Annotated in this window: 13 protein-coding genes; 8 read left to right on the forward strand and 5 right to left on the reverse strand. The window is 58.8% G+C overall.

Annotation, left to right across the window (positions count from 1 at the left end):
• The first annotated feature begins 113 nt into the window (after positions 1-113).
• The 7 genes from cls to ACYQ1A_RS19390 all read left to right on the forward strand — a co-directional run bounded on the left by cls (position 114) and on the right by ACYQ1A_RS19390 (position 7439).
• Positions 114-1511: a cardiolipin synthase gene (gene cls / locus ACYQ1A_RS19360; RefSeq protein WP_499364780.1), complete on the forward strand. Its 1398-nt coding sequence runs from the start codon at positions 114-116 to the stop codon at positions 1509-1511.
• 225 nt (positions 1512-1736) lie between these two features.
• Positions 1737-2576: a ferritin family protein gene (locus ACYQ1A_RS19365; protein ID WP_499364782.1), complete on the forward strand. Its 840-nt coding sequence runs from the start codon at positions 1737-1739 to the stop codon at positions 2574-2576.
• Between the two features lies 1 nt (position 2577).
• On the forward strand, positions 2578-3084 hold the full coding sequence (gene rfaE2, locus ACYQ1A_RS19370) for a D-glycero-beta-D-manno-heptose 1-phosphate adenylyltransferase (protein ID WP_062223137.1): 507 nt from the start codon (positions 2578-2580) through the stop codon (positions 3082-3084).
• Positions 3068-4417, forward strand: a complete 1350-nt coding sequence (locus tag ACYQ1A_RS19375) for a mechanosensitive ion channel family protein (protein ID WP_499364787.1) — start codon at positions 3068-3070, stop codon at positions 4415-4417. The genes rfaE2 and ACYQ1A_RS19375 overlap by 17 nt, the downstream gene beginning before the upstream one ends.
• Before the next feature lie 144 nt (positions 4418-4561).
• A complete protein-coding gene (locus ACYQ1A_RS19380) occupies positions 4562-5734 on the forward strand; it encodes a DesA family fatty acid desaturase (RefSeq protein ID WP_499364790.1) in 1173 nt (390 codons plus the stop codon).
• 124 nt (positions 5735-5858) lie between these two features.
• On the forward strand, positions 5859-6209 hold the full coding sequence (locus tag ACYQ1A_RS19385; protein ID WP_062223133.1) for a RidA family protein: 351 nt from the start codon (positions 5859-5861) through the stop codon (positions 6207-6209).
• Between the two features lie 156 nt (positions 6210-6365).
• A complete protein-coding gene (locus tag ACYQ1A_RS19390; RefSeq protein WP_062223131.1) occupies positions 6366-7439 on the forward strand; it encodes a glycoside hydrolase family 18 protein in 1074 nt (357 codons plus the stop codon).
• 31 nt (positions 7440-7470) lie between these two features.
• Here the strand turns inward: ACYQ1A_RS19390 and panS are convergent, their stop codons facing one another.
• The 4 genes from panS to ACYQ1A_RS19410 form a co-directional block, all read right to left on the reverse strand.
• Positions 7471-8400 carry a ketopantoate/pantoate/pantothenate transporter PanS gene (panS, locus tag ACYQ1A_RS19395; protein WP_499364795.1) on the reverse strand — a complete coding sequence of 310 codons (930 nt, stop codon included), beginning with the start codon at positions 8398-8400 and terminating at the stop codon, positions 7471-7473.
• A gap of 50 nt (positions 8401-8450) precedes the next feature.
• Complete coding sequence (gene sbcB / locus ACYQ1A_RS19400) at positions 8451-9872, reverse strand: exodeoxyribonuclease I (RefSeq protein WP_499364798.1); 1422 nt, start codon at positions 9870-9872, stop codon at positions 8451-8453.
• 117 nt (positions 9873-9989) lie between these two features.
• The gene (locus tag ACYQ1A_RS19405; RefSeq protein WP_499364800.1) at positions 9990-10868 is read right to left on the reverse strand and encodes a pirin family protein; all 879 of its coding nucleotides are present in this window, start codon (positions 10866-10868) and stop codon (positions 9990-9992) included.
• Between the two features lie 70 nt (positions 10869-10938).
• Entirely contained in the window at positions 10939-11805 is an 867-nt protein-coding gene (locus tag ACYQ1A_RS19410; protein ID WP_499364803.1) for a pirin family protein, read from the reverse strand.
• Between the two features lie 130 nt (positions 11806-11935).
• Here ACYQ1A_RS19410 and ACYQ1A_RS19415 point away from each other — a divergent pair, with 130 nt between their 5' ends.
• Positions 11936-12853 carry a LysR family transcriptional regulator gene (locus tag ACYQ1A_RS19415; protein WP_499364805.1) on the forward strand — a complete coding sequence of 306 codons (918 nt, stop codon included), beginning with the start codon at positions 11936-11938 and terminating at the stop codon, positions 12851-12853.
• Here the strand turns inward: ACYQ1A_RS19415 and ACYQ1A_RS19420 are convergent.
• A complete protein-coding gene (locus tag ACYQ1A_RS19420) occupies positions 12850-13920 on the reverse strand; it encodes an acyltransferase family protein (protein ID WP_499364808.1) in 1071 nt (356 codons plus the stop codon). The two genes, ACYQ1A_RS19415 and ACYQ1A_RS19420, sit on opposite strands and share 4 nt — an antisense overlap.
• Positions 13921-14002: the final 82 nt, after the last annotated feature.

Raw genomic sequence — 14002 nt, forward strand, 5'->3', positions numbered from 1 at the left:
CGCGCCGTGCCGGTGTAGGCCGCAACCCTGCACACAATTCCCTCATATCGCCCAAGCCAGCCTGCAGCCTTGCTGCTAAGCTCACAGCACAATAATTCGACCCGGTTTGCTGTGTGTCTTATACCTCTGCCATCGTCTTGCTTTGGTCGCTCTATCTGATCGCACTTTCGATCATGATCATCTGGCAAAAGCGTGCCCCCGTCGCCACGCTCAGCTGGATCCTGTCGCTGGCCGCGCTGCCTTATATTGGCTTGATCATCTATTACGTATTCGGTCCGCAGAAAATCAAGCGTCGCCGCATGCGCCGGGTCGCCAGCAAGCTGCGCTTGACCGGCGGACTGGCCGCGGCGGCTGCGAATGACATAACGCCTCCGGTTTCCGCCGTCCAGATGGCCAAGCTCGGCACGGCCACTTCATATTTGCCACCGGCGTCCTGCTCCCGTCTGGAAATCCTTGTCGACGGCGGGGCTGCCTTCAGTGCGATCTTCTCGGCAATCGAACAAGCAAAGCACAGCATTCATCTTGAGTACTACATCTACGAGCCCGACCGTATCGGCATGGCCTTGGCTAAGCTCCTGGCGCGCAAAGCGGCTGAGGGCGTAAAGGTGCGACTGCTGATTGACGCCCTGGGCTCCAAGCGGTTGGGCAAAAAGTTTCTGGCGCCGATGCTGACTGCGGGCGTGATGGTTGCCTTTTTCCACCACACTACCTTTCGCAAATTCCGCCCCGTGATCAATATGCGTACTCACCGCAAGATCGTGGTTTGCGATGAGCAAATCGGCTTCACCGGCGGCATCAACATCACCGACGAAGAAGATGAACGCGTTAATCCGCATGCCTACCACGATCTGCATCTTTTGCTGGAAGGGCAGGCGGTAGAACGTTTACAGCAGGTGTTCTGGGAAGACTGGTTTTATACGACCGGCGAACAGCGCCAGGCGACACAAACGCTGGCCGCCACGCCGGGTGAGCAGATTGTGCAGGTGTTGCAGTCTGGGCCGGACAATGAGTTCGCGCCGATTTATCGAACCTATCTGGCCACGATTAATGCGGCGCAGCAGCGGGTCTGGTTGACCACGCCGTATTTTGTGCCGGATGAAGCCGCGATGACGGCACTGACCAGTGCTGCGTTGCGCGGCGTCGACGTGCGTGTGATGGTGCCGCGGAAAAGCGATTCTCATCTGGTAACCTTGGCGGCCCGTTCTTATTTTGAAGAGCTGACCCAGGCAGGCGTGCAGGTGTGGGAATACACCAACCGCATGCTGCATTCCAAGACCTTGGTGGTGGATCGCAGTTACGCCATGATCGGTACGGCTAATTTTGATAATCGCAGCTTCCGGCTTAATTTTGAGGTGAGCGTTTTGGGCTACGGCGAGTATCTGGCGGATCGGCTGGCCGTCGAATTCGAAAAAGACCTGGCGCATTGTGTGCGCGTGAGCCGTCCGCGCAAGATCAGCAAACTGGAAGCGTTTGGTGAAGCCTGCGCGCGCTTGTGTTCACCTTTGTTGTAGCGCCTGTCTGCCCGGCTTTGGGCGGATGGCGGCAGCGTGAATAATGGGACTCCCGGATGTCATGTTCTGCAGGTATCTTTCTTCCCCGCTCCGGTGCACATGACGCTTGCGTTAAAGGTGTTTAAAACAACTTGCTGCAAGCGGCGACTTGCCTGTCTAATTGCCCGGTTTATCTCTGCATCCACAAGTTTATATAACTAACAGCCGCCCCCAGGAGTTGGTCCCATGCTTTATCCTCAACTGTTTGCTGATCTTGAAAAAGCCCGCTGGAGTATGGCGGACGACATTGCCTGGGATCAGTTCGACACCAGTCTGCTCACCGACGAGCAAGCGTTGACGGTAAAGATGAACGCGATAACGGAGTGGTCCGCGTTGCCGGCCACTGAAATGTTCTTGCGTGATAACCGCGATGACTCCGATTTCTCGGCTTTTATGTCGATCTGGTTTTACGAAGAACAAAAGCACTCGCTGGTGCTGATGGAATACCTGCGTCGCTTCCGTCCCGATATGGTACCGACCGAAGAAGAACTGCACGCAGTGCGTTTTGAATTTGATCCGGCGCCGCCGCTGGAAACCCTGATGCTGCATTTCTGTGGCGAGGTCCGCCTGACGCAGTGGTATCGCCGTGCTTCGGAATGGCATACCGAGCCGGTGATCAAGCAAATCTACAAGACGCTTTCCACCGATGAAGCCCGTCATGGTGGCGCGTATCTCAAATACATGAAGCGTTCGATCGAACGCATGGGCGACGAAGCGCGCCTGGCCTTTGCCAAGATCGGCATGCTGATGGCCTCGTCCGCGCGTTCGGGCAAGCCGTTGCATCCGACCAATCTGCACGTTAACAAAGATCTGTTCCCCAATGACACGGTGCAAAGCCGTTTGCCGGATCCGGACTGGCTGGAGCACTGGCTGGATACCCAGATCCAGTTTGGCAAGGAATGGGAAGCGCGAGTGGTAGGTGGCATTCTGCGCAACCTGTCCAGCTTGTTCGGTATGGCCTTCGAGACCGTGACTGATCTGAACCGCTATCGCAAGCAACTGGCCGTGGCCGCAGGGCAGGCCTGAGATGACCGTATACGCCCTGCCGGACTTCGAAAGCAAAATCTGCGCGCCGGAAAATCTGGCGCGCAAACTCGACACTTTGGCGCGGCCTTTGGTGTTCACCAATGGCTGTTTTGATATTCTGCACCGCGGTCATGTCACCTATCTGGCGCAGGCCCGCGCGCAAGGCGCTGCCCTGGTGGTGGCGTTGAATACCGATGCCTCGGTGCGTCGACAGAATAAGGGCGCCGATCGCCCGATCAATCCGCTGGAAATGCGGGCGGCCGTGATCGCCGCGCTGCAGTCGGTGGATCTGGTGACATGGTTCGATGCCGATACACCCTATGATCTGATCATGCAGGTGCGTCCGGACGTGCTGGTGAAGGGCGGCGACTGGACGCCGGACCGTATCGTTGGCAGCGCCGAAGTATTGGGCTGGGGCGGCACGGTGCATTCCATCCCCTTCCTGCACGCCACTTCGACCACGCAGACTTTGCAACGTATACGACTCGCGAATGGATCAACGTCATAGCCTGGTTGTCGCCCTTGTTCTTGATATCAAGCAACATGGCTGGTTAACGCCAGAAATCCTCAGTCAGGCAGGCATTCTGGCGCTGGCCTTTTGTCTTGGCGTGCTAAGCAAGGTGCTGCTCAAGCCTTTGATCCGGCGCGAAGCGTCGCGTCTGGGTTGGCTGGGTGAGGGCGTTCTGCGCATTGTGTTTCCGGTGGCGGCACTGCTGACGGCCAAAATCGGCATGGGCTTGCTGGGCCTGGCATTAACGCCGCCATTCCGCTTGATCGCGGTCGCAGACGTTCTGCTGTTGGCCATGCTCAACATTACCGTGCTCACCTATCTATTAGGGCACGTGTTTCAGGATGCCGCGTGGGTACCGCGCTGGGAGCGGCGCATCGGTGGCATCATCTGGTTGGCCTATGCGCTGCATGTGGTTGGCATCCTGCCCGAAATTGCCGATGCGCTGGATGACCTGAGCTTTCATCTGGGGCACCAACGTATTTCGGTGCTCACCATTCTGCAAGGCGTCGCGTCGATTGCGGCGACCATGCTGGTGGCGATGTGGCTCAGCCGACTGATCGAGCGCCGCTTGATGCAGGCGCGCATGCTGGATGCCAGTTTGCGCGTGATGCTGACCAAGATCTCACAAACGCTGCTGGTGGTGATTGCGGTGGTGGTGGCCTTGCCGCTGGTGGGCGTCGACCCCTCGGTGCTGTCGGTATTTGGCGGCGCCCTAGGGGTGGGCCTGGGTCTCGGGCTACAGAAAATCGCGTCTAATTACGTCTCGGGCTTCATCATCTTGCTGGATCGTTCCATCCGCATGGGGGATATGGTGCAGATTGCCGACCGCCAAGGCGTGGTCACCCGCCTGACTGCTCGCTATATCGTGCTGAAGAGCCTCGACGGCACTGAAGCGCTGGTTCCGAACGACACCTTGGTCACGTCGACGGTAGTTAACCAGTCCTATACTGACCCCAACGTCTTTACCCGCATGACCTTTGCCGTGGGGTATGAATCCGATCTTGACCAGGTCCTGCAGATTCTGGTCGACGCCACCCGCGACATTGAACGCATCGTGCAAGAACCTTCGCCGCGCGGCTATGTCGATTCGTTCGGTGACAGCGCGGTGAACGTTTCGGTGGGCTTCTGGCTCAAAGATCCAGAGAACGGATCAGGCGGGCTTAAGTCTGATATCAATCTCAAGGTGTGGCGCGCGTTTCGCGAACACCAGATCAATATTCCGTTTAACCGGCTGGATGTGGTGCATTTTGAGCCGTCCAGCAAACTGGCGGGCGATGGCAACCTGCAAGGCGTGACTGCGCCGCAGCCATCGGCGCCCTCTGAATTGTGAGTTTTCACAAAGCCTTTTATGGATTACGAACGGTTGTGCTAGAGCCGTCAAAAGCTTGTAATATCCGCCGTGATTCTTGATTTATATAAATATTGTCAGTTGTATCTACGTGGAGAGGTCGAATAGATGGAATGGTTAAACGGCATGATTGATCTGCCTTGGTGGGGTTACATCGTGGTGATGCTGGTGCTTACGCACATCACCATCGCCGGCGTTACGATCTTTCTGCACCGCAACCAGACTCACCGCGGTCTGGATCTGCATCCGATCCCCAGTCATTTCTTCCGCTTCTGGCTGTGGCTGACCACCGGTATGGTCACCAAAGAATGGGTTGCGATTCACCGCAAACACCACGCCCGCTGCGAAACCGAACAAGATCCGCACAGCCCGCAAGTGCTGGGCCTGAAAAAGGTGCTCTCTGAAGGCGCCGAGCTGTATCGCAAAGAATCCAAAAACAAGGAAACCCTGGCCAAGTTTGGCCATGGCACGCCGGACGACTGGCTGGAACGCAATCTGTACACCCCGCGCAGCGTGTGGGGCCCGGTAACGATGGCGATTCTTGACCTGGTGCTGTTTGGCGCCAACGGCATCTGGATCTGGGCGCTGCAAATGGCATGGATTCCGTTCTGGGCCGCCGGTGTGATCAACGGGATTGGCCACTACTTTGGCTACCGTAACTTTGAATGCGAAGACGCTTCGACCAACCTGGTGCCGTGGGGCATCATCATTGGCGGCGAAGAACTGCATAACAACCATCACACCTTTGGTACTTCCGCCAAGTTCTCCAACAAGTGGTGGGAATTTGATCTGGGCTGGATGTACATCCGTATCATGGCGGCATTCAAGCTGGCCAAAGTGCGCAAAGTGGCACCGCGCATGAAGATGGTCGATGGCCATATGGAGCTGGATGAGCAAGCGCTGGCAGCCATTATCGCCAACCGCTACACCATCGCTGCCAACTACGCCAAGTCGCTGAAGCGCACGGTGGGCGAAGAAGTCGACAAACTGCGCGCCAACGCCAGCCTGCCGCACTTTGATTTCAACCCGTCGCGCCAGATGCGCGTGTGGCTGAAGCAAGATGCCAAAGATACGCCGGTGGATGACAAAGCCCATCTGGATACGCTGCTGGCACAGAGCAAGGTGCTGGATCAGGTTTACCAGATGCGCCAGGAACTGACTCGCCTGTGGGAGCGTTCCAGCATGAGCAGTACCGAGCTGTTGAGTCATCTGCAAGACTGGTGCGCCCGTGCCGAAGCCAGTGGCATTGCGGCACTGCAAGAGTTTTCGCATCGTCTGCGCCGCGTGGCTGCAGTCTGAGCGGCGGGTAGTTGATAAAAAAGGCGAGCTAAGGCTCGCCTTTTTTTGTCTCAGGCGTGGGCGAGGGCCGGGTAGCGCACTAAAATAAGCAGGACAGCAAACACACCAACAACGGAGCCCTTTTATGTCCAGCATTCAGCGTCATTACATTGGTCCACGCATGTCCGAGATCGTGGTGCACAACAACACGGTTTATCTGGCTGGGCAGGTTGCAGAAACGCTGGAGCTCGATACGCGCGGCCAGATGCTCGAAGTACTGGGTACCATCGACAAGCTGCTGGCTGAAGTGGGCTCCGAGAAAGGCAAAATACTCAGCGCCACAATTTATTTGCCCGATATCAATGAATACGACGGTATGAACGACGCCTGGTCGCAGTGGGTTGCGCCCGGCCATACGCCCGCGCGCACCACGGTCGAAGCGCGTCTGGCCGACAACCGCTACAAAGTCGAAGTGACGGTAATCGCGGCGCTCTAAGCCGCGCGGCGTGGATCAGGCCGGAGCATTTGGCTCACGTTGCCAACATCGCCCCCTTGCGTTTGCGCACTGGCGATTGGCGGCATAATTGGCCACACCGAAGGCGCTGTGCCCAAGGTCTTGATAGCCCCCTGATCCACCCACCCAGGTCTTGCCATGTCCTCGATACTGCTCGCTTATATTGCCGGCTGGAATGATTGGAGCGGACTGCCGCTCGCCCGCGATGCCCAGCGCCTGACCCATATCTGCTACGCCTTTGCCAACATCCGCGATGGCAAGGTGGTGCTGTTTACCCGGCCGGAAGACACCGGCGACCAGCCACGCCGCGAAGAAGATTTCGCCAGCCTGCGCGCCCTGAAACAACATAACCCGCAGCTCAAATTGCTGATTTCGATTGGCGGCTGGTCGGCCGACGGTTTCTCCGATGCGGCGCTTAGCGCAACAAGCCGCGATATCTTCGCCGATTCGGCCATCGCATTCATGCAGCAACGCGGCTTTGATGGCATTGATCTGGATTGGGAATATCCGTCCAATGACATGGCCAGCATTGTGGCGCGGCCGGAAGACAAACAGAATTTCACGCTGCTGCTGGCTTGCCTGCGGGACAAGCTGGATGCCTTGTCGGATGCGCAAGGCCGCCGTGGCAGTGAGCGTTATCTGCTGACGATTGCGGCGGGTGCGGGCCAGTATTATCTCGACGGCGTGGAAATGGCCGAAGTCGCGCGGCTGTGCGATTTCGTCAATCTGATGACCTACGACTACTACAACGGCTGGGCCCGGCGCGCGGGCCACCATACCAATCTGTTCAATACGCCAGTTGATCCGGAAGGGGATAGCTGCCAGCGCTCGGTCGAGCTATTTGTGGCGGCCGGTTTGCCGGCCTACAAGCTGGTGCTGGGCGCGGCCTTCTATGGCCGGGGCCTGGCGGGAGTGGGTGCTGCGGGTCTGGGCGCGCCGGGCACGCCGCAGAGCAATACCTCGCATGATTACGATGAGATCGTCGGCAAGCTGATTCCCGGTGGCGCACAAACGCATTGGGATGAGGCGGCAAAGGCGCCGTGGCTGCTCGATGGCGACCGCTTTATCAGTTATGAGAATGCAGAGTCATTGCAGCACAAGATCGATTACATCAAGGAGCAAGGTCTGGCCGGGGCATTCTTCTGGGAATACACCCAGGACCACACCGACACCTTGTTGCGCACCTTATGGGAAGGTCTGCGCAAAGACTGAGATTGCCCCGGCCCTGGCCGGGGTTGCTGCTTCAATCTTTGAACAGCGAGCGGGATGTGGGCTTACGCTGCCAATATCCCGCCAGCATGGCGCCGGACAAGTTGTGCCAGACGGAAAACAGCGCGCCCGGCAATGCGGCCAGCGGGCCGAAATACAGTTTGCCCAAGGTGGCCGCCAGTCCGGAATTCTGCATACCCACCTCAATCGCCAAGGTGCGGCAAACCGATTCATCAAAGCCCAGCAAGCGGCCGCCCCAATAACCGCCGAGCAAGCCAAGTGCGTTATGCAGGATCACACCGATGATCACCACGGCACCGACACTGGCGATAAATTTCTGGCTGCCAGCCACCACCGAGCCAATGATGACCACGATGCACAGCATCGACAGCAAAGGCAGGATGGGCTCGAGCTTGCGGACCACCCGGGGAAAGACGCGATAAAGCACCAGCCCGGCCGCGATCGGCGCAATAACGATTTTGAGGATGCTGACCAGCATGCCGACCACGTCGACCGAGATCGATGTATCGATATACAGGCGCGCCAGCAGCGGCGTGGCGACTACGCCCACCACAGTCGATAACGCAGAAATGGTGACCGACAATGCCACGTCGCCGCGCGCCAGATAAATGATCACGTTAGAGGCTGTGCCGCTGGCAACGCTGCCCACCAGCACCATGCCCGCCGTCAACTGCGGCGGCATTTGCAGGGCGTGGGCCAGCAACCATGCCGCCAGCGGCATGACCAGGTAATGCAGCAGGATGCCCGCCGCCACCGGGGCGGGGCGGGTCAGCACGCGCTTGAAGTCGCCAACAGTCAGGGTCAGGCCCATGGCAAACATGATGGCGCCCAGCAATTGCGGCACGTACGGGCCGACCGCGCTGAAGCTGGAGGGCGAAAAATAAGCGGCCACCGAAAACAGGATGGCCCACAGCGGAAACAAAGCGGTGACGCGAGAAATCATGCCAGCTGGTCCGTTATGCAATCTGGAAAAGCAGGCATGCTAACACCGCTTCACCATTCTGGTGCGACGGTTTCGGCATAGTCATACAGGGCTTCGAGGATGCCCGCGGCGCGATCATCAGCAATCTCGGACAAGGTATCGATGGACTCGGCCAGGGTTTCCAGCGTGCGATATCCGCCCTGGCCTTCTATCAAGCGCGCCACGCGCAATTGCTGCCAGCGCGCTTGTTCTTCTGCGCTCAAGGTGTCGGCAAAGTTGCGGGCGCGATAACGGAAGACCAGTTCTTCCAGGCGGCCGTCATCAAAACTGCTGCGCGTGCTGGCCAGTGTCGGGCCATCCATGCCGCGCAGTCGGTCTAGTTCGCGGCGGTCGTTATTGCCGACAAAGCCGCCGTACAAATCTTCGTCTACGTCGACACGGCTGGCGGCGGGGCGAGCAAATACCGCTTTCCAGTCCGGCTTGGGCGCCTCGGCAAACGCGGCCGCATAGCGCAACGCCTGGTCTTTATCGATTTGCCACCGCTCGGCCATGGCGGGCGTCAGCGTGTTGAGGTTGCCGATTACGACGGGTGATTTGTTGATATGGATGGTTTTGATGGGCAGGCGGCTAACGCCTTCCGGCAACTCGGTGGCGCGGGTAAACATCCGCACGCGCAGTTCGTCGCTGCCCAGTCCCACCATCTCGGCCGGATCAAATGCCAGATCCCACACGATCAGTTCGTTCTTGTTGGTGGGATGCCAACCCAGCGGATAGACGATGGCGATGCAGCCACGCTCCACCCCGAACATGCCGGATACGTGCAAAAACGGCTTGGGCTCGGTGCCCAGTTCCACCATCACGCGATCTTTTTTGCGCAAGCTCAGGCAGAAATCAAACAAGCGCGGATTGTGCTGGCGGATCAGACGGGCCAGCGCGATGGTGGCGCGCACGTCCGATACCGCATCGTGTGCGGCCTCGTGCGCCAGGCCGTTGGCGGCGCTCAGATGTTCCAGCCGGAAACTGGTCTTGCCTTCGTCATTGGTGGGCCACTGGATGCCGTCGGGGCGCAGCGCATACGCGGTGCGCACGGTATCGAGCAAATCCCAGCGCCCGCATTCGTTCTGCCATTCGCGCGCATAGGGGTCGAACAGATTGCGCCAGAACAGAAAGCGGGTGACTTCATCATCAAAGCGGATCGAGTTATAACCCGCGCCCACCGTGCCTGGTTGCGCCAGTTCGCGCTCGATAGCGGCGGCAAACTGGTATTCCGGCACGCCGCGCGCCATGGCTTGCTGAGGAGTAATGCCGGTGATCAAGCAGGATTGCGGATCGGGTAGCCAGTCGGGCGTAGGTTGGCAGAATAACTCGACCGGTTCGGCGATTTCATTGAGCTCGGCATCGGTACGAATGCCGGCAAACTGGGCCGGACGATCGCGTCGCGGCACGGCGCCAAAAGTCTCGTAGTCGTGCCAGAAAAAGGTGTTAGCGGCCATGGAAGCGGGCAGGGGCGTGGGCAATCCGGCATTGTAACGTGCCCACGCCGCGCAGCCACACTGCCTGTGGCAATCGCCGCCGGATGTTCGTGCAAGGGCCGCGCAGTGCTACCGGCTTCAGGAATGCGCGCGCACGATGGGCAAGGGCAAGCGTTCGGTTTCGTTCGGCACCTGGCCGACCCGGTCTTCTTGCCACGCCAGTTTGGCGGCTTCGATCAACTCGCGGCGGCTGGCCACGTAGTTCCACCACAAATGTCGCGGCGCATCCAGCGGCGCACCGCCCAGCAACAGCACCGTGCCACCCCCCGCGCTGGTGACGCTGGGCTCATAGCCAGTCTGTAACACGCTGAGGTCGCCGCGATCGAGCGGTTCACCGGCCAGGCTGGCGTCACCTTCAATAAGGCAAAGCGCGCGTTCGGTGGCCGCGGCTGGAATCGTGATCTGGCCGCCCGCCGGGATGCGCATGACTGCATATAACGTTTCGGCAGGAAACCGCACCGGTGATTGCTGCTGCCACAATTGGCCGATCAATACGGTCACATCCACGCCGTCGCGCTCAAACCGTGGCAATGCGCTGGCCGGGTAATGATCAAAATGCGGCTCGCTGGTTTCATGCGACAAGGGCAAAGCCAGCCAGGTCTGCACGCCGTGTATGCGTCCGCCATTGCGCTGGCTTGGCGGGGTACGCTCGGAATGCGCGATGCCGCGGCCCGCGCTCATCAGATTGATATCGCCGGGATAAATCAATTGCTCAGTGCCCAGACTGTCGCGATGCAATTGCTCGCCTTCCAGCAAATAGGTCACCGTGGCCAAGCCTATATGCGGATGAGGTGGCACATTAATGCCCTGGCCGGCACCAAACGCGGCCGGGCCAATATGATCAACAAAAACAAAAGGCCCCACTGCGCGTTGCTGCACGGCGGGCAATAAACGATTAACCGGCAAACCGCCCACGGTTTCGGCGCGGCCTTTAAGTTTTAACACGGGCGTATTCATCGATAGCCTCCCAGCGGACAGAACACAACCCGCCTGCGAGCGGGTTGTGGTTCAAACAGAATAAGGCAGCTTAGAACGTACCGGCCTGGTAATCGGCAAAAGCTTGTTCCAGTTCGGCACGGTTGTTCATAACAAACGGGCCGTATTGCGCGATCGGCTCATTCAGAGGCTTACCGGCAATCAACAACAAGCGGGCCGGTTCTTCCTGGGCGCTGATGCGCACGCCATCAAAATCGCCATTGCCCAAAACGGCCATTTGCGTGCTCTTTACGCCACGATCATCAATCTTGACGCTGCCGCGATAGACATAGATGAACGCATTCACATTTGCCGGCAAAGGCAAATGCGTGGTGATGCCGGCTGGCACACTGATATCCAGATACAGCGGCTCGGTATCTTCTCGCGTTACCGCGCCTGCAGCATCGCCCAGCTGGCCAGCAATCAGCTTTACTTCAACGCCATCAGCCAGTTGGTGCACCGGGATGTCTGCTGCCGGAATATCGCGATACCACGGCGCGATCATCTTGTTTTTGCCGGGCAGGTTCAGCCACAGCTGAAACCCTTCCATCAAGCCATCTTGCTGCTCGGGAATCTCGCTATGAATCAGGCCGCGCCCGGCGGTCATCCATTGCACGCCGCCTTCGCTCAGCAAGCCTTCATTTCCACGGCTATCACGATGGCGCATGCGGCCATTCAGCATATAGGTAACGGTTTCAAAGCCGCGATGCGGGTGGTTGGGAAAGCCGGCGATATAGTCGTCGGGATCATCCGAGCGGAATGCATCCAGCATCAAGAACGGATCAAGCCGACGTTGCAAATCATGTGTTAATACCCGGGTCAATTTAACGCCCGCACCATCGGTGGTGGGGATGCCATTGACCAGGCGTTCAACCTGGCGACTCCGTTGCACAGTGGAAAGATTCAGAAAGCCGGTCATTGCCGTTCTCCTTGTTGGGTTAGGCACACCATCCGATGTGCGTATGCCGAGCATTGTGCCGGTCGACGATATACAAAGAAACTGGCTATATTCTGGCCATCTATATCAATCTATTTGATGAGGCCGGGGCGTGAATCTGGAAAGAATATCGCTGGAGCAATTGCGCGTATTTGCTGCCGTGGCGCAATCGGGCAGTTTTCTGGCGGCCTCGCGCCAGGTTGGCCGTACGCAATCTGCGGTGAGCTACACCATCGCCACGCTGGAATCGCAATTGGGCGTGCAATTGTTTGACCGCAGCCGTTATCGCGCCACGCTCACCGCCACCGGGCAAACCCTGCTGAATGATGCGCGCGGGGTATTGCAACAAGTCGATCAATTGCAGGCACGCGCAGCGGCAATCAGCCATGGGCTGGAGGCTGAATTGGGCCTGGCGGTTGATGTTTATTATCCTTTACCCAGATTGCTGGCCGCGCTGGCGGATTTTCGGACCGAATTCCCCAGCGTGGCGTTCCGTTTATATGTAGAGGCATTGGGCGCGGTGGCCGAACGGGTGCTGGCAGGCAGTGCGCAACTGGGCATTCTGGCCACCTTGCCCGAGTTACCGGCCGGGCTGGAAGGCTACGCTTTGCCGCCGGTCAAAGTGGTCGCCGTGGCCGCACCAACACATCCGCTGGCGCTGCAAGCCGGCCCGATCGAACGCGCCGCGCTGCGCCCGCATACGCAACTGGTGCTCACCGACCGCAGCGCGCTCACCGCAGGCAAAGATTATGCAGTGCTCTCGGACGCCACGTGGCGGCTATCCGATCTGGGCGTGAAACACACCATGCTGTTGGCGGGCATGGGCTGGGGCTTTATGCCGCTGCATTCGATACAGGCTGATCTGGCCAGCGGGCAGTTGATCAGCCTGCCGCTGGCGCTGGTGCCGGAAGGCGGCATGCCGCTGGCGATGCATGTGGCGTGGCGCGCCGGGCAAAGCATCGGTCCGGCGTGGCAATGGTGGAAGGACCGCTTGAATGCGCCGGGCCAGGCCGCGCACCGTTCCGCTTAACCCCCGAAGCTGGCTGCCTTGCGGCGAAACGCTCCGCCTGGCGCGGTGGCGGTTTTCAGATAGCGATTGAGCGGATTTTCGATCAAACGATGAATCACCAAGGCCATGAGCGGGCTGATGATCAGACACAACAAGACCGCAGCGGTAATGCTCAGTACGTTTAACTTGATCAGCAATACGCCCACCGCGGGCACCAGAAACGGATGGAACAGATACAACACATAAGATGCCGCGCCTTGTTCCAGCACGGCTTTGGGTATGCGACTGCCCAGCCAGGGTTCCAGCTGCACCACCCCCAACACGACCAATGCGGCAGGCAAGCCCCATTCAAAGCCGCGCCAGCGGGTATAGGTATGAATGCTCATCAGCAGCGCGATGCCGACAATGACCAGCGCACCCGCGACGGCGGGCCCCAGCCGCGGGCGGGCGGCAAAGCGGGCAATGGCCATGCCATAGATAAACTCGATCAGCAGCGGGCTGGCATAGCTCCAGATGGCGCTACTGCCGCGGATGTCGCTGGCGGCCAGCGCGGTGAGCAGCGCAAAGATCACGCCACAGAACCACAGCGGCGGTCGCTTCAAAAACAGCGCGATGGTAAAGAAAAAATAAAAGAACATCTCGAACTGCAAGGTCCAGCCCACCGTCAACAGCGGCAAGATTTCACCTTGTTCATTCAATGAGGGCAAGAACAGATAGGAGCAAAGCACCCGCAGCGGGTCGACCACGGTGTGCAAGGCCACGGCAGGTACCGCCAGCACCATCGCAATCTTGAGCGTGGTGGCTATCCAGTACATGGGCACGACGCGCAAAATACGCCGCTGCGCAAAAGTCTTCCAGCTCATGGCTTGTCCTTGCGCATTAAAGGACGAGGCAGCCATGACAAAACCACTGATAACAAAGAAGATGTCGACCCCCGACTGGCCATTGAACCAGTAAAGCCCCGGGCCCATGCCCAACATGCGTTCGGTGGCCATCCCGGTGGCGTGGGTGACCACAACCAGCATTGCAGCAAAAAACCGCAACGCTTGAACGCCGTTAAAGACATGCTCGTTCCGCGGCTTGGCCATCGGATTGCTCCTGTGCTTCGTAGTGTATCAGCGATATTCTGCATCAAATCTGTCCCCATAGACAGATGATACTTACGTAGTG

It is taken from the genome of Silvimonas sp. JCM 19000, assembly GCF_054652575.1.